Source organism: Shewanella alkalitolerans (genome assembly GCF_019457575.1).
Lineage (GTDB): Bacteria > Pseudomonadota > Gammaproteobacteria > Enterobacterales > Shewanellaceae > Shewanella > Shewanella loihica.
Map to the genome: position 1 here is coordinate 2047372 of NZ_CP080422.1, position 15441 is coordinate 2062812.

The following is a 15441-nucleotide window of genomic DNA, read 5'->3' on the forward strand; positions in this document are numbered from 1 at the left end:
ATTCGACTCCCATAGAGGTTAATGACTTCCTCTCATAAAACATTTTGTCGACAATCAGGTTGTTCAGGTAGCATTTTTAGTTGCTCTTTGAACTGACCACTAAGTCACATCTTCTAGGCATTAACGGCCCGATTCATAAGAGCGATTAGCCCTCTTTATTCAAATCGAATTGCCTGTTTAATGACCGCTTCCTCGTTGGGTTTTGTCAATCGTTCAAATGCAAGGCATTAAGACTTTAGTCGAAATAGACCTCTTTTTGTCGACAATTTTCCGGTTTTAGCTTGAGAAAGTCGATTGTGAAGGCTATATTGTCGACAACTAATTGTTTGACGGCGATCACATTCATCATGACTCGATATAGCCAAACCCCCGTGACAACGGCAGATAAAACCTTTTATCAACTCAGGCAAGACATTGTCGAAGGGGTAATTGCTGCGGGAGCTAAGCTAAGCGAGACAGAATTGTCGACAACCTATGGTGTCAGCCGCGCCGTGATCCGCGAGGCGATCAATCGTCTCGAGTCTTGTCATATCGTCGAGCGTCGGGCCAACGTGGGCGCCAGAGTGGTGGCGCTCAGTGAAGAGGGGCTGCTGGCCCTGTATGAGATCCGCGAGTCCCTCGAAGGTATGGCCGCGCGACTGGCGGCGAAGAACATGAGCGATGAAGAGGTAGCGGAGCTCGAAGCCCTGCTGGTCAGCCATTTTCAAGACGTCAAACAGGGTGAATCCTATTACCAAGAGGCCGGCGATGTGGACTTTCATTACCGCATCATATTGGGCAGCAAGAATAAGCATCTTATCTCTATGTTGTTCGACGGCATCTATCATCTGGTGCGTATGTACCGCGTTCAGCTTGGCATGGCGGGGCCTAGAGTCACCACCGCCTATGACGAACACAGGCATATAGTGCAGGCCATCGCCAATCGCGATCAGGAGCTGGCCGAGATGCTGATGCGTAGACATATCACCTATTCAAGAAACAACATCAGAAACAAACTCTCATCAATTCAGTCATAAGAGGAAGCGAGCATGAGCGCAGGAAAGAAATTCCGTCAGGCCTTGGCCGACAACAAGCCATTGCAGATCGTCGGAACCATTAATGCCTACACGGCCATGATGGCCAAGCAGATCGGTCACAAGGCGATCTATCTCTCTGGTGGCGGGGTAGCCAACGCCTCTTATGGTCTGCCGGATCTGGGGATGACCTCCCTAAACGATGTGATCGTCGACGTGCAGCGCATCACCTCTGCCTGCGATCTGCCGCTGCTGGTGGATATAGACACAGGTTGGGGCGGGGCATTTAACATCGCCAAGACCATCAAAGATATGGAGAAGGCGGGCGCCGCGGCCGTGCACATGGAAGACCAGGTCGCTCAGAAGCGTTGTGGGCACCGTCCTAACAAGGAGATCGTCTCTGTTGAGGAGATGGTGGATCGTATAAAGGCGGCAGTCGATGCGCGCACGGATCCTGACTTCTTCATCATGGCCCGTACCGATGCCTTCGCTCAGGAAGGACTGGAGGCTGCCATCGAACGTGCCAAGGCCTATGTGGCTGCTGGCGCCGATGGCATTTTCGCCGAGGCAGTAAAGACAGAAGAGCATTACCGCGCTTTTGCCGAAGCCCTAGATGTGCCTATTCTGGCCAACATCACAGAGTTTGGTCAGACGGAGCTGTGGAACCGTGAGCAGCTTGGTCAGTGGGGCGCGGCCATGGTGCTCTATCCATTGAGCGCCTTCAGAGCCATGAACAAGGCGGCAGAGAACGTATATCAAACCATTCTGCGCGACGGCGACCAGAAGGCGGTACTCGATACCATGCAGACCCGCATGGAGCTCTATGACTATCTTGGTTATCACGCCTACGAGCAGAAGCTCGACCGCCTGTTTGCCGAAGGTAAGAACAAGTAATACAGCATGGCCCGCCAAGGGCGGGCCAGGTTGACAGCATACCCCCTACAACCTAGATGATGCAGTACTAGGGATAGACAAAAATATAATAGGAAGACGTTATGGTAGATAAAAAATTAGGCGGCGCCGGACTACGTGGACAGAGTGCTGGCGAAACAGCGTTATGTACAGTGGGCAAATCAGGCTCAGGTTTAACCTATTGTGGTTACGATGTGTCGGATCTTGCGGATAATGCCACCTTCGAAGAGGTTGCTTACCTGCTATTTAATGGCGAGTTGCCCAATGCGGCGCAGCTGGATGCCTACAAGAGCGAACTGATGTCGATGCGCGACCTGCCACAGACCCTCAAAGAGGTGCTGCAGCGCATTCCTGCCGATGCCCATCCTATGGATGTGATGCGTACCGGTTGCTCTTTCCTGGGTAACCTAGAGCCAGAGACAGATTTCAGCCAGCAAAACAAGGCGGCCAACCGTCTGCTAGCGGCGTTTCCAGCCATCATGTGCTACTGGTACCGTTTCAGCCATAACGGCGTCGAGATCGACTGCGTGACCGACGAAGACTCGCTAGGCGGTCACTTCCTTAAGCTGCTAAATGGCAAGACGCCATCGGATCAACATCGCCGCGTGATGGACGTATCGCTGATCCTCTACGCAGAGCACGAATTCAACGCATCGACCTTCACCGCACGTGTGTGTGCCTCGACCCTATCTGACATGTTCTCTTGTATCACAGGTGCTATCGGTTCGCTGCGCGGCCCACTGCACGGCGGTGCTAACGAGGCGGCGATGGAGATGATCCAAAAGTTCAGCTCGCCAGAAGATGCCAAGGTGCAGATGGCCGGCATGCTGGAGCGTAAAGAGAAGATCATGGGCTTTGGTCACGCCATCTACCGTGAGTCGGATCCGCGCAACGTGATCATCAAGGCCTGGTCTGAGAAGCTGGCGAAAGAGTTTGGCGATACCTCTCTTTACGATATCTCTGTGGCCTGTGAAGAGTATATGTGGGACACCAAGAAGCTGTTCTGTAACGCCGACTTCTTCCATGCGTCAGCCTATCACTTCATGGGGATCCCAACTAAGTTGTTCACCCCTATCTTCGTCTGCTCGCGCCTGACCGGCTGGGCAGCCCACGTGATGGAGCAGCGCGCCAACAACCGCATCATCAGACCGAGTGCGGACTATATCGGCTCTGCGCCGCGTAAAGTGGTGCCAATCAGCGAAAGATAAGCCTAGATACCAGCCCCTCTGCCTTTCAAGGCTCAGGGGCTGTTTTGGTTTGCTTGCTTCAACTCTTAAATCGTTTGGATGATTTTATGAACTCTTTACATCGTAAACCGCTTCCCGGCAGCGTGCTCGATTACTTTGATACCCGCAGCGCCGTCGAGGCCTTAAGCGCAGGCGCCTATGACAAACTGCCCTATACCGCTAAGGTGCTGGCAGAAAACCTGGTAAGACGCTGCGAGCCCGAACTGCTTAACGACGCCCTGAGTCAGCTCATCGATCGTAAGCGCGATCTCGACTTCCCCTGGTATCCGGCGCGCGTCGTTTGCCACGATATTCTCGGCCAGACGGCACTGGTCGACCTGGCTGGTCTACGTGATGCCATCGCCGAGAAGGGCGGGGATCCGTCCAAGGTTAACCCTGTGGTGCCGACTCAGCTGATCGTGGATCACTCGCTGGCGGTTGAACATGCGGGCTTTGAAAAAGATGCCTTCGAGAAGAACCGTGCCATCGAAGATCGCCGCAACGAAGACAGATTCCACTTCATCAACTGGACCAAGACGGCCTTTAAGAATGTTGATGTGATCCAGCCCGGCAATGGCATCATGCACCAGATCAACCTGGAGAAGATGTCGCCGGTGATCCAGGCCCGTGATGGTGTGGCCTTCCCCGATACGCTTGTGGGTACCGACAGCCATACGCCTCACGTGGATGCGTTGGGCGTTATCGCCATAGGCGTGGGCGGTCTGGAAGCCGAGAACGTCATGCTGGGTCGCCCATCCTACATGCGTCTGCCGGACATCGTCGGTGTTGAGCTGACGGGTAAGCGTCAGAGCGGCATCACGGCCACGGACATCGTGCTGGCTCTGACCGAGTTTTTACGTCAAGAGAAAGTGGTTTCAGCTTATCTCGAGTTCTTCGGTGAAGGCGCCGCGGATCTCACCCTTGGGGATCGCGCCACCATCTCCAACATGACCCCTGAATTTGGCGCCTCGGCGGGTATGTTCTATATCGACCAGCAAACCATCGACTATCTCACCATCACGGGTCGTGATAGCGAGCAGGTCAAGCTGGTGGAAAACTATGCCAAGACCACGGGTCTGTGGGCCGACAGCCTGAAAGATGCTGAGTATGAAAGGGTACTGACCTTCGATCTTTCGAGCGTAGTGCGTAATATCGCCGGTCCTTCTAATCCGCATCGCCGCGTGGCAACCAGCGAGCTCGCCAGTCAAGGCATCGCCGGTGTAGTCGAGCAGGATGAGAAGCTGATGCCAGATGGCGCTGTGATCATCGCCGCCATCACCAGCTGTACCAACACAAGTAACCCAAGAAACGTAATAGCAGCGGGCTTGCTCGCCAAGAAGGCCAACGAGCTTGGCTTAGTGCGTAAGCCCTGGGTGAAAACCTCTTTCGCGCCTGGCTCTAAGGTGGCCGAGCTTTACCTGAAAGATGCAGGGCTTCTGCCTGAGCTTGAGCAACTGGGCTTTGGCATCGTAGGTTTTGCCTGCACCACCTGTAACGGCATGAGCGGGGCTCTTGACCCTGTGATCCAGCAAGAGGTGATCGACAGAGACTTGTATGCTACCGCCGTATTGTCGGGCAACCGTAATTTCGACGGTCGTATCCACCCCTATGCCAAGCAGGCGTTTCTGGCCTCGCCGCCGCTGGTGGTGGCCTATGCCATCGCGGGTACCATCAGATTCGATATCGAGAAAGATATCTTAGGTCATGATGACAAGGGCGAGCCGATTCGCCTCAAGGATATCTGGCCGAGCGATGAAGAGATCGATGCCATCGTCAAGGCGAGCGTTAAGCCGCAGCAGTTTAGGGATATCTACACCCCTATGTTCGACCTGGCGGTGGACTATGGAGAGGATGTGAACCCTCTGTATGATTGGCGTCCACAGAGTACCTATATTCGTCGTCCTCCCTACTGGGAAGGCGCGCTTGCCGGTGAGCGTACCCTGAAGGGCATGCGACCGCTGGCGGTACTTGGGGATAACATCACCACAGATCATCTCTCGCCTTCAAACGCCATTTTGGCCAGTAGCGCCGCCGGCGAATACCTGGCGAAGATGGGTCTGCCCGAGGTGGACTTTAACTCTTATGCGACCCATCGGGGCGACCATCTTACTGCCCAGCGCGCGACCTTTGCTAACCCTAAGCTGATCAATGAGATGGCGTTGGTGGACGGTGAAGTTAAGCAAGGCTCACTGACTCGCCTAGAGCCAGAAGGTGAGGTGATGCGTATGTGGGAGGCGATCGAGACCTATATGGATCGCAAGCAGCCGCTGATCATCATCGCCGGCGCCGACTATGGTCAGGGTTCGTCCCGTGACTGGGCGGCCAAAGGGGTGAGACTGGCTGGGGTTGAGGCGATTGTCGCCGAAGGCTTCGAGCGTATTCACCGTACTAACCTGGTGGGTATGGGTGTACTACCGCTGGAGTTCAAGGCCGGTGAAAACCGTCACACCTATGGCATCGACGGTAGTGAAACCTTCGATGTGATTGGCTCGCCGACACCTAGGGCAGATCTGACGCTGGTGATCACCCGTCAAAACGGTGAGCGTGTCGAGGTGCCTGTGACCTGTCGTCTGGATACCGCCGATGAGGTACTTGTCTATCAGGCAGGCGGTGTGTTGCAGCGCTTCGCGCAGGACTTCCTCGAAGCGAACGCCTAAGGGCAGTCAATAGCGGGTAGGGCGATTATGCCTTGCCCGCTTCTTAAAGGATAAGCCAATGAAACAGATGAAAATTCCGGCAACCTATATGCGCGGCGGCACCAGCAAAGGTGTCTTTTTTGCGTTAAAGGATCTGCCTTTAAATGCCCAGCAGCCGGGCCCGGCCCGAGATGCCTTATTGCTTCGGGTGATCGGCAGTCCAGATCCTTACGGCAAGCAGACAGATGGCATGGGCGGGGCTACATCCAGCACCAGTAAGACGGTGATTCTGGATAAGAGTCTACGCGATGATCATGACGTGGATTACCTCTTCGGTCAGGTGGCCATAGACAAGCCTTTCGTCGATTGGAGCGGTAACTGCGGTAACCTGACCGCGGCGGTGGGGGCCTTCGCCATCACCCAGGGCTTGGTGGATAGCGCGAAGATCCCAGACAACGGCACAGCCGTGGTGAAGATCTGGCAGGCCAATATCAACAAGACCATAATCGCCCATGTGCCTATGGTGGATGGTGAAGTGCAGGAGCTGGGGGATTTCGAGCTCGACGGGGTGACCTTCCCGGCGGCAGAGGTGCTGGTGGAGTTTGTCGACCCGGCCGATGGCGAGGGAGATATGTTCCCTACGGGTAATCTGGTCGACAAGCTGGAGTTGCCGGGCGAACCTGTCTTCGATGCCACCTTTATCAATGCCGGTATCCCTACTATCTTCCTCAAGGCGGAGCAGCTGGGCTACGAGGGGACTGAGCTGCAAGAGGCGATCAACGGCGATGCCGCGGCGCTTGAGCGCTTTGAAACCATTCGCGCCCACGGCGCCTTGCAGATGGGGCTGATTCAGTCTCTCGATGAGGCCGCAGGTCGTCAACACACGCCCAAGATTGCGTTTGTGGCGCCGGCTAAGGCCTATACCTCCTCCAGCGGTAAGCAGATCGCAGCCGATGAGATAGACCTGCATGTGCGGGCGCTGTCTATGGGTAAGCTGCATCATGCCATGATGGGAACCGCGGCGGTAGCCATAGGCACGGCGGCATCGATTCCCGGCACCTTAGTCAATCAGGCGGCCGGCGGGCAGGCCCGTGAGAGCGTGCGTTTCGGTCACCCCTCTGGCACCCTCAAGGTGGGCGCCAAGGCAAGCGAGCAAGATGGTCGCTGGCAGGTCGAAAAAGTCAGCATGAGTCGCAGCGCGCGCGTGCTGATGCAAGGCTGGGTTTGCGTGCCCGAGTCCTTGGGGTAAGACAATATTCACTCAATAAAAAGGATGCCTCGGCATCCTTTTTCGTTTTCAAATGCTAGTGCTTTAGTATGAAGGGCACTGGAGACTCATGCTTGAGTGCTATAATTGTCCCTTAAGCTTCCCAGCGGATAAAAATAGTTCACTTATAATTCATATGCTTAGTTGCACTTAATTTCCGCTTTCTTCTTAACCCCATTTGGGATAAATTACAATCTGTTGCCGACATGCCGTCTATGTGGGCCGAGTATTAGCTGAAGGGTAGATTGAAGTTGATTTCTGTATTTTTAGTTGATGACCATGAGTTAGTAAGAACAGGAATCCGCCGCATCCTAGAGGATGAGCGCGGTATCAAGGTTGTCGGCGAAGCAGGGGATGGCGAATCTGCCGTGCAGTGGTGCCGTAATAACGAGGCTGACGTGATCCTGATGGATATGAATATGCCTGGCATTGGCGGACTCGAGGCGACCCGTAAGATCCTGCGCTATCAGTCCCACGCCAAGATCATCGTCTTAACCATACATACCGAAGATCCTTTCCCGACCAAGGTGATGCAGGCCGGCGCCTCAGGTTATCTGACCAAGGGAGCGACGCCGCCCGAGGTGATACAGGCTATCCGTCAGGTGGCACACGGCCAGCGTTATCTGTCGCCGGAGATTGCCCAGCAGATGGCTCTGAGTCAGTTCAACCAGTCGGAAGAAAATCCGTTTAAGTCCTTGTCTGAGCGCGAACTGCAGATCATGATGATGATCACCAATGGCGAACGTGTGAGTGACATCTCTGAGCAGCTCAATCTGAGCCCCAAGACGGTCAACAGCTATCGTTATCGTTTGTTTGCCAAGCTTGGGATCAGCGGCGATGTCGAGCTGACCCGATTGGCGATCCGCTACAAGATGTTGGATACCGGCCAGTTCTAGTGTTAACCCGCGTGACTTTTATGGCCTCGATGTGACAGATAGCTTTAATGCGACCCAGTTTTTAAAAACCGTTTCCTCCTCTGCCGGCGTTTATCGCATGTACGATGCACTGGGGGTCGTTATCTATGTGGGCAAGGCCAAAGATCTCAAGAAGCGCCTCAGCTCCTATTTCAGACGTAATCTGCCCAACGTCAAGACTCAGGCCTTGGTGTCTCACATCGCCAATATCGATGTGACCCTGACCCCCAGCGAGACCGACGCGCTGATCCTGGAAAATGATTACATCAAGCAGTACATGCCCAGATATAATGTACTGCTTCGAGACGATAAGTCTTATCCCTATATTTTCCTGAGCGGCCATCGTCATCCAAGGCTCGCCTATCACCGCGGGCCTCAGCGGGAGAAGGGGCACTATTTCGGTCCCTATCCCAATGGCGGCGCGGTGCGCGAAAGCCTGCATCTGATGCAGAAGCTGTTTCCTATCCGTCAGTGTGACGATCTTTACTATAAGGCGCGCTCCCGTCCCTGTTTGCAGTATCAGATCGCCCGCTGCAGCGCCCCCTGTGTGGGTAAGATAAGCGATGAAGATTACGCCGAGCAGGTAAAGCTGGCGAGCCTGTTTCTGCGGGGCAAGGACCAACAGGTGATCGCCACCCTGGTGGGCAAGATGGAGCAGGCGGCTATGGATCTCAATTATGAGGATGCCGCCCGTTTTCGTGACCAGATCAGTGCGCTTCGCCGCGTCGCCGAGCAGCAGGAGGTGTCCAGCGACTCAGGCGACATGGATGTGATTGGCGCCTACTACGCCTCGGGCATCGCCTGTTTCCATCTGCTGTTTATTCGGAACGGTAAGATCTTCGGCAGTCGCAGCTATTATCCTAGCGTGCCGGACGAGACTGAGGTCAGCGAGGTGCTGCGCGCCTTCATGTTGCAGTTTTATCTTAATGTCGACAGTCAGCGCACGCTGCCGAGAGAGATAGTGGTCAGCCACGAGTTTGAAGATATCCATGAGCTCGAGGAGGCAATTGCCCAGGCCTCCAATAGACGCCTGCTGATCAAGACCAAGGTGCGTAGCGAGCGCGCGAGTTTCCTGCGTATCGCCGATGCTAACGCCAAGAATGCGGTAGAGACACGTCTGTCCCACCAGAATACCGTCGAGGAGCGTTTCCTGTTGCTAGAGGAGGCGCTGGAGCAGAGTCAGGCGATCAATCGCATGGAATGCTTCGATATCAGCCATACCATGGGGGAAAGCACTGTGGCTTCCTGTGTGGTGTTTAATCGCGAAGGGCCGAGCAAGGGGGAATATCGCCGCTATAATATCTCAGGCATCACCCCTGGTGACGATTATGCGGCGATGAAACAGGCGATCGGTCGCCGCTTCGATAAGATAGAGGCAGACGGCAAGATCCCCGACATCCTCTTTATCGACGGCGGCATGGGACAGTTGAGGATCGCCCAGAAGGTGGTAAATGAAAAGTTTGCTCACCTGGATGTGGCGCCGACGCTCATAGGTGTGGCAAAGGGGGAGGGGCGTAAGCCTGGACTCGAGACCCTCATCTATGGCGAGAACGAGGTGGCCTTTAGTCTACCGGCAGATTCCGGCGCGCTGCATCTGATCCAACATATTCGCGACGAGTCACACCGTTTCGCGATAACCGGCCACCGCAATAAACGTCAGAAGACCCGCAATACCTCGACGCTCGAGTCTATCCCTGGGGTGGGACCTAAGCGTCGTAAGGCGTTGCTGCAATACTTAGGTGGTTTACAGCAGGTTAAGGGGGCCAGCGTAGCGCAATTGTCTAAAGTGCCGGGCATTAGCCTAGAAATGGCACAAACAATACATGATGCGTTGCGAGGGTGAGAAAATTAAGGCAAGATTGGCGCTGCTTTTAGATAATTGGTTTTCACATGCCGTTTAATGTACCGATAGCTCTCACATTTTTTAGATTAATATTACTACCTGTTTTTGTAGTGCTTTTTTATGTGCCTTACACTTGGTCACCCTTTGCGGCTGCGTTCGTATTTTGGCTGGCGGCGGTGACCGATGCACTAGATGGCTACGCGGCGCGAAAATTACAGCAATCGACCCGTTTCGGTGCATTCTTAGACCCTGTTGCCGACAAGATCATGGTGACCACGGCGTTGGTGCTCTTGGTGGCCGAATATAAGAGTATCTGGCTGACCCTGCCGGCGCTGTTTATGATTGGCCGTGAGATAGTGATCTCAGCACTGCGTGAATGGATGGCCGAGATCGGCAAGCGCGGCGCGGTTGCCGTGTCCTGGATAGGCAAGTATAAGACGGCGGCGCAGATGGTGGCCATCATAGGCCTTATCTGGAAGCCTAACGAGTTTCTGACTTACACGGCGATGGCACTGTTTTACGTGGCGGCTATCCTGACGTTTTGGTCCATGGTGAGCTACATTATGGCGGCCTGGGCGGATCTCACAGACGAATCGAACAATTAAAATGCAATGCGATCACTTAGTGTTCAAACAGTGCATTAAGGTGAAATAGGGCGTTGACACTTGAGGGTAAATCGGTAGAATGCCAATCCGCAGTCAGGGGAAAGCTTGTTAAGACTCTGACGCGGAATAAGATGAAGTAAGCGACATTAGCTCAGTTGGTAGAGCGATACCTTGCCAAGGTATAGGTCATCGGTTCGAACCCGATATGTCGCTCCAATCTTAACCTAAGGCGCGATGGCAGAATGGCTATGCTGCGGATTGCAAATCCGTCGATCTCGGTTCGACTCCGGGTCGCGCCTCCACTTTATGTTTTAGTGCAAGTATGCGGTAGAACACACTTTGCCCGAGTGGTGGAATTGGTAGACACAAGGGATTTAAAATCCCTCGCTGGTAACAGCGTGACGGTTCAAGTCCGTCCTCGGGTACCATTTAAATCAATGGCTTAGGTTGAGTAGATGCATACTACTTTATCTGGTCCGAACATTTTCCGAAGATAATTTCCGAACATCGCAGCTATTTTTGTGTGCTGTCAACGCTCGAAACCTCCTTAACTTTTCTGTCAGACCGAGCCGTTTGTCCAACTGATTTGTGTCCAGAGATCGCCTGTTTTTCTTCCAGTGTACCCGGGATGTCGGATATGCCTTTGGCTTTAAGGTCGTGAAAGGTAAAGTCTAATGCAAGGCCGGTAGCTTTCCTTGCTGTATTCCTATCTCTTGCCCATCGGCTAATGAAGCCATCTCTTGACCAGGCGCTGCCATCCTCTTTGCATACAACGAAAGTGGAACTAACTCCTGGTTGGGGTAAAGATTTAGCCAGTTCGATCGCTGCCCGTAGCCGTGGTGACCAGAGTTTGATTTGCTCGGTGCCAGTTTTGCTCTGGGCAATGAAAATTCCGTTTTCAAGCAGCTGAGAAGTACGCATCTTTAGGATGTCGCCTTGTCTTGCACAGCATAAGTACGCCAATTCCATAGCAACTTTGACCACTGCTGATGCATAACTATAGAGCGCTTGGTATTCTGCGTCTGTAACATAACGTTTTCGGCTTGTCTCCTTGAATTTACGAACGCCTTGACAAGGATTTATCTTACATAGCCCGCGCTCGTAGCCATATCGGAAACAGCGACTCAAAAATGCATGTTCTCTATTCGCTTGAACTCGACTAGCTATTCCACGTTTATCCATATAGAGCCTGACGTGGCGAGGTTCTACATCGTCAACGTGTACTTTGCGAAATACTTTTAAAACTTTCTTTGAGTATTTGTGGTAATCCCTTTGGGTTTCTTGACCTAGCGCTTCAAAATCCGCACTTTGGAAGAATAGCGAGATTAAACCCGCCACAGTAGAATCTTCATTTGCGCTATTGACTGCTTTTTCCCAGCAATACCAAACTTCAGAAATTGAAGCGTCAAGACTACATAGTCTAATAGCACCTCCATCTTTTGGTCTCCATTCATAAGCACTTTTTCCACGATAAACTCGTCTTGGCAGTGAGTAATCGCTTTTGTTTTTTCGTACTCCACTCATAATTAATTCTCCTGTTTTTTATTGCAAGCTAGAATAATCTGGAAGTTCTTTATATGATTGCGATTTCAAGGGGTGATTTAACTGGTGCCATGTTAGTCTCGGCCTCCCATGTATATCGACTATATGATTTATTCTGTATTTAGTTAGGATGAAGATTTGTTTCGAGGGATTCTTAGCTCCTGTTATTAATTCAATTTCTTTTTCTGTTAATAGTGTCATTTCTGGTGGTTTGTTACTCATGATATTCTCCCGTCTATATGTCAAATGTTCTTGTTTGTTATTTGTGCTGAATTTATAGCGATTCATTTTAATAATGTCAACGCATCAAACACATTTATTTGTTTTTTGTCAAACATTTACGGGTGTATTTTTTATAATAACAATTAACTTTTATTTGATACCGGATATTATGGGTTGTTATTATGTGGGGTCGCCTAAGGATTGATTAAGTTTTTAAATAATTGGTTTAGAAGGCTTAGGCATTTTATTATCAGATATAAATAATAGCTAATATCTGTGTTCTTTTTAAAATTCAGTAGCAAATGTTGGTTGTGCGATGATGTGCCGTTATGCTTTCAGACTTACATAAAAACTACACCTACCCTGACTTAGTGCTATCATGTCGTGGGTTTATCGCGACAGGCACAGATTGTACGCCAAGTTGCTAGATACCCTGCAAATCGCTAGCAAAATCATATTTTGGTAACTCCAGCAACGTAAATGAAAACTTTTATGAGAAACTCCTGAAGGGCGCTATGTTGTTAGCTTACGTTTAAGTGAGGGGGGATGTGAAGTGCATAGTGGCGGTAGAATCAAAGCAATCAATGGCCTAAATGAACTTTTTGTATATATTCTCATTGATTTAGGACATGATCACCAAATAGTATTTTAGGTTAAGATACTGGCAGCTAGGTGCTTTTCGAAGAATGATTGTTATTTAGGAAGCTTACCGTAAAGGCTGTGTGAGTTTCTGAGTTATCGAAGTGCATTTACAAAGACACTTTTGTTTTTTCAAAGGAATGGCAATATGGAAAGCTTACTGGTGAACGTTAGCAAATATGCGGCGAGCCATCAAACATCACCAATTGAAAACTTCATCACTGAAGCCTTCTCATGGATTCTCAAGTATGACGTGACAGTAAGAACTGCTTTTTCAACTTTATTAAAAAAGAAAGCAGAACAAAATAATGTCATATTTAAATCGCTCAGTGGATCAAACGATATTGAAACGCAAGTTAATTTTTCTGGAAAGTTTCCGGATTTAGTTTGGACTGCTGAGGATAATGACTTTTGCGCTATTTTTGAGCATAAAATTTGGTCGGAACTGCATTCCAATCAACTTAATAATTATCGTGACTATGCAAGGCAATATCTTAACAATGCCTATGTCATAGTTTTAATTACAGCGCATGTAGGCCAGCATCGCCAGTCTCCAGATATTGCATTGTGTTGGCACGAAGTTGCAAAAATTATTGAAGAGCTCGAGGGAAATGATGAGAGAGAAAGTTGGCTGCGTAGTGAGTTTAATCACTTACTTAAAAGTAATGGGCTGTTAAACTTTACACCAATTAACCCATTGGCTATTTCTTATTATAACGATGCTAAAAATATTGACGCTCAGCTCTATAAAATAGTTCAGCGTACAATTGAAAGCCCATGGCCTGTATATGATAGTGATATTAACTTCCATCACTCTGCCAAGCATCGCTGTTCTCGCGGTAAATATGATTGCTGGGGACGCATTGGATTGGAATTCTGCTCTAACAGCACTGAAAATGATGAAGTTGGTTGGAAGCCCGCATTATTTTGTGGATTCATGATTGACGGAGAGGATCACAGAGCAAGCGATTTACTTACTGACGGCCCGATTGCAACCGTTATATTAAGTGTGAATAAAAAACTTCAATCAAAGTTGAAAACAGGTGGACACTATGACCGCTTCGTGAAAGATCTACAGAAAGAATTACCTAACAGTTGGCAAGTGAGTGATAGAACCACCAAAGGACAAAGAGCCAATCCGTGGCATCCATTGATTGTATATTGCAGTCTTTCCCATTTTATGAAAGGTGCAAACATTTTTGAGGAGCAAGATGCAGCCTATTTCAATCAAATGGTAGCATTACAAAGACTGTTTTTACGCATCTCTTCCTTCGGAGATTTTTGCATGGAAATGAAGCGACAACATGATCTTTAGTCGTAAGTTCCCTATACAGCAAAGGATAGATACGTGTGAAGTCATGACAGTTCGGTACTAATTCAGTCGCTTCTTTTAGTCGGTTAAGTTTTAAGCATTATCCGGGTTGTAACCCTTGTCTTAAATTTTTATGTAACTTGTTGATTTTTTTGTTAAGAATGTTTGAGCTTTGCAAGCTTACTCTAGATATTGTTTGAAGTATCTGGCAATATCGGACTTTGATTATGCCCGTTTGGTAAGTGTCTGGCTTTTATTAGAAATTCTTCGTAACTGCTCTATTTTAAGTTTACGTTTGAGCTAGGTGCGTACGCTAGATAATTCGTCCGGTTAAAGGTGAGGCCCAAGGATGGTTGAAACAATTCCAAGCTACGAAGAAATGATGCCTGTGGTTCTTAAGGTTTTGGCTGATGGACAACTGAAATCGTTGCGTCAAATCACAGAAGAAGCATCAGCAGCTTATGGTTTCACCAATGAGCAGTTGGCGCTGACGCTTCCGAGTGGTAAGCAAACCTACGTCTATAGCCGTGTGGGTTGGGCCAAAGAATATTTGGTTAAAGCCGGGCTTCTTGAGCAGCCAAGCCGTGGCATTTGCAGCATTACCGAGCGTGGCCGAGCCACGCTGCGTTCTAATCAAAAGGTCAACAACCAGTACCTGAGTCAGTTTGATGAGTTTGTTCAGTACAAACAGATGTCAAATCAGGCCACATCTCAATCATCAAAGGCTAAGTCTTCAGAAACGGTGGACGACTCAAGTCTTACGCCTTCTGAACAAATCTCAAAAGCCTTCTCGGCACTAAACTCCGCGCTTGCAGATGAACTGTTGGGGCAAATCCACAGCGTGTCGCCCAAGTTCTTCGAGCAACTGGTGGTCGATTTAATGCTGGCCATGGGTTATGGCGGTAGCCAAAAGGATGCAGGGCAGGCAACTCAGTACACCAATGACGGTGGTATCGATGGCATCATCAAAGAAGACAAGCTAGGGCTTGATTCCATCTACCTGCAAGCCAAACGCTATCGCGATAACACTGTCGGTAGGCCAGACATTCAAGCCTTTGCCGGGGCACTTGATATGCACCGTGCCCGCAAAGGGGTGTTTATTACTACCTCCAGTTTCAGCAAAGATGCTCGCGAATTTGTTTCAATGATTGAAAAGCGCATAGTGCTCATCGATGGCCGTGAACTCGCGGCGCTGATGATAGAGCACAATGTTGGCGTTTCGACTCGCGAGCTATATGCCGTAAAGGCGATAGACTCAGATTATTTTTTGGTAGACTAGCCAACTTTTACTTTGTATTTATTTTTGTCTG

General features: G+C 50.3%; 12 protein-coding genes and 3 tRNA genes. 13 read left to right on the forward strand and 2 right to left on the reverse strand.

Annotation, left to right across the window (positions count from 1 at the left end):
- Window positions 1-347: 347 nt before the first annotated feature.
- The 11 genes from K0J45_RS09200 (at window position 348) to K0J45_RS09250 (ending at window position 10844) form a co-directional block, all read left to right on the forward strand.
- Window positions 348-1016 (forward strand): GntR family transcriptional regulator, encoded by a 669-nt coding sequence (locus tag K0J45_RS09200; protein WP_011865617.1) that lies wholly within the window; start codon window positions 348-350, stop codon window positions 1014-1016.
- A 12-nt stretch (window positions 1017-1028) separates the two neighbouring features.
- Window positions 1029-1907 (forward strand): methylisocitrate lyase, encoded by an 879-nt coding sequence (prpB, locus tag K0J45_RS09205; RefSeq protein ID WP_220045051.1) that lies wholly within the window; start codon window positions 1029-1031, stop codon window positions 1905-1907.
- A gap of 101 nt (window positions 1908-2008) precedes the next feature.
- Window positions 2009-3133, forward strand: coding sequence for a bifunctional 2-methylcitrate synthase/citrate synthase (prpC, locus tag K0J45_RS09210; RefSeq protein ID WP_220045052.1), 1125 nt, complete (start codon window positions 2009-2011; stop codon window positions 3131-3133).
- Between the two features lie 86 nt (window positions 3134-3219).
- Entirely contained in the window at window positions 3220-5808 is a 2589-nt protein-coding gene (acnD, locus tag K0J45_RS09215; RefSeq protein WP_220045053.1) for a Fe/S-dependent 2-methylisocitrate dehydratase AcnD, read from the forward strand.
- A 58-nt stretch (window positions 5809-5866) separates the two neighbouring features.
- Window positions 5867-7036, forward strand: coding sequence for a 2-methylaconitate cis-trans isomerase PrpF (gene prpF, locus K0J45_RS09220; protein WP_220045054.1), 1170 nt, complete (start codon window positions 5867-5869; stop codon window positions 7034-7036).
- Between the two features lie 269 nt (window positions 7037-7305).
- On the forward strand, window positions 7306-7950 hold the full coding sequence (gene uvrY, locus K0J45_RS09225; RefSeq protein WP_220045265.1) for a UvrY/SirA/GacA family response regulator transcription factor: 645 nt from the start codon (window positions 7306-7308) through the stop codon (window positions 7948-7950).
- A 31-nt stretch (window positions 7951-7981) separates the two neighbouring features.
- Window positions 7982-9811 (forward strand): excinuclease ABC subunit UvrC, encoded by a 1830-nt coding sequence (gene uvrC / locus K0J45_RS09230; RefSeq protein ID WP_220045055.1) that lies wholly within the window; start codon window positions 7982-7984, stop codon window positions 9809-9811.
- 47 nt (window positions 9812-9858) lie between these two features.
- Window positions 9859-10416 carry a CDP-diacylglycerol--glycerol-3-phosphate 3-phosphatidyltransferase gene (gene pgsA / locus K0J45_RS09235; RefSeq protein ID WP_011865624.1) on the forward strand — a complete coding sequence of 186 codons (558 nt, stop codon included), beginning with the start codon at window positions 9859-9861 and terminating at the stop codon, window positions 10414-10416.
- A 140-nt stretch (window positions 10417-10556) separates the two neighbouring features.
- Window positions 10557-10632, forward strand: a tRNA-Gly gene (locus K0J45_RS09240).
- A gap of 12 nt (window positions 10633-10644) precedes the next feature.
- A tRNA-Cys gene (locus K0J45_RS09245) sits at window positions 10645-10718 on the forward strand.
- A 39-nt stretch (window positions 10719-10757) separates the two neighbouring features.
- A tRNA-Leu gene (locus tag K0J45_RS09250) sits at window positions 10758-10844 on the forward strand.
- 85 nt (window positions 10845-10929) lie between these two features.
- Here K0J45_RS09250 and K0J45_RS09255 read toward each other — a convergent pair.
- Both K0J45_RS09255 and K0J45_RS19800 read right to left on the reverse strand, forming a co-directional pair.
- Window positions 10930-11940, reverse strand: coding sequence for a tyrosine-type recombinase/integrase (locus tag K0J45_RS09255; protein WP_258406803.1), 1011 nt, complete (start codon window positions 11938-11940; stop codon window positions 10930-10932).
- Window positions 11941-11958: 18 nt separating this feature from the next.
- Window positions 11959-12246 carry a DUF4224 domain-containing protein gene (locus tag K0J45_RS19800; RefSeq protein WP_350355024.1) on the reverse strand — a complete coding sequence of 96 codons (288 nt, stop codon included), beginning with the start codon at window positions 12244-12246 and terminating at the stop codon, window positions 11959-11961.
- A gap of 721 nt (window positions 12247-12967) precedes the next feature.
- Between K0J45_RS19800 and K0J45_RS09265 the strand changes: the two genes are divergently transcribed.
- Both K0J45_RS09265 and K0J45_RS09270 read left to right on the forward strand, forming a co-directional pair.
- Entirely contained in the window at window positions 12968-14134 is a 1167-nt protein-coding gene (locus K0J45_RS09265; RefSeq protein WP_220045057.1) for a PD-(D/E)XK nuclease family protein, read from the forward strand.
- 346 nt (window positions 14135-14480) lie between these two features.
- A complete protein-coding gene (locus K0J45_RS09270; protein ID WP_220045058.1) occupies window positions 14481-15410 on the forward strand; it encodes a restriction endonuclease in 930 nt (309 codons plus the stop codon).
- Window positions 15411-15441 lie beyond the last annotated feature (31 nt).

Coding starts and splice junctions, on each gene's coding strand:
- prpF (WP_220045054.1), top strand. CDS start 5,867: ATGAAACAGATGAAAATTCCGGCAACCTATATGCGCGGCGGCACCAGC.
- K0J45_RS09270 (WP_220045058.1), top strand. CDS start 14,481: ATGGTTGAAACAATTCCAAGCTACGAAGAAATGATGCCTGTGGTTCTT.
- prpC (WP_220045052.1), top strand. CDS start 2,009: ATGGTAGATAAAAAATTAGGCGGCGCCGGACTACGTGGACAGAGTGCT.
- K0J45_RS09200 (WP_011865617.1), top strand. CDS start 348: ATGACTCGATATAGCCAAACCCCCGTGACAACGGCAGATAAAACCTTT.
- K0J45_RS09265 (WP_220045057.1), top strand. CDS start 12,968: ATGGAAAGCTTACTGGTGAACGTTAGCAAATATGCGGCGAGCCATCAA.
- prpB (WP_220045051.1), top strand. CDS start 1,029: ATGAGCGCAGGAAAGAAATTCCGTCAGGCCTTGGCCGACAACAAGCCA.
- acnD (WP_220045053.1), top strand. CDS start 3,220: ATGAACTCTTTACATCGTAAACCGCTTCCCGGCAGCGTGCTCGATTAC.
- pgsA (WP_011865624.1), top strand. CDS start 9,859: ATGCCGTTTAATGTACCGATAGCTCTCACATTTTTTAGATTAATATTA.
- K0J45_RS09255 (WP_258406803.1), bottom strand. CDS start 11,940: ATGAGTGGAGTACGAAAAAACAAAAGCGATTACTCACTGCCAAGACGA.
- K0J45_RS19800 (WP_350355024.1), bottom strand. CDS start 12,246: ATGAATCGCTATAAATTCAGCACAAATAACAAACAAGAACATTTGACA.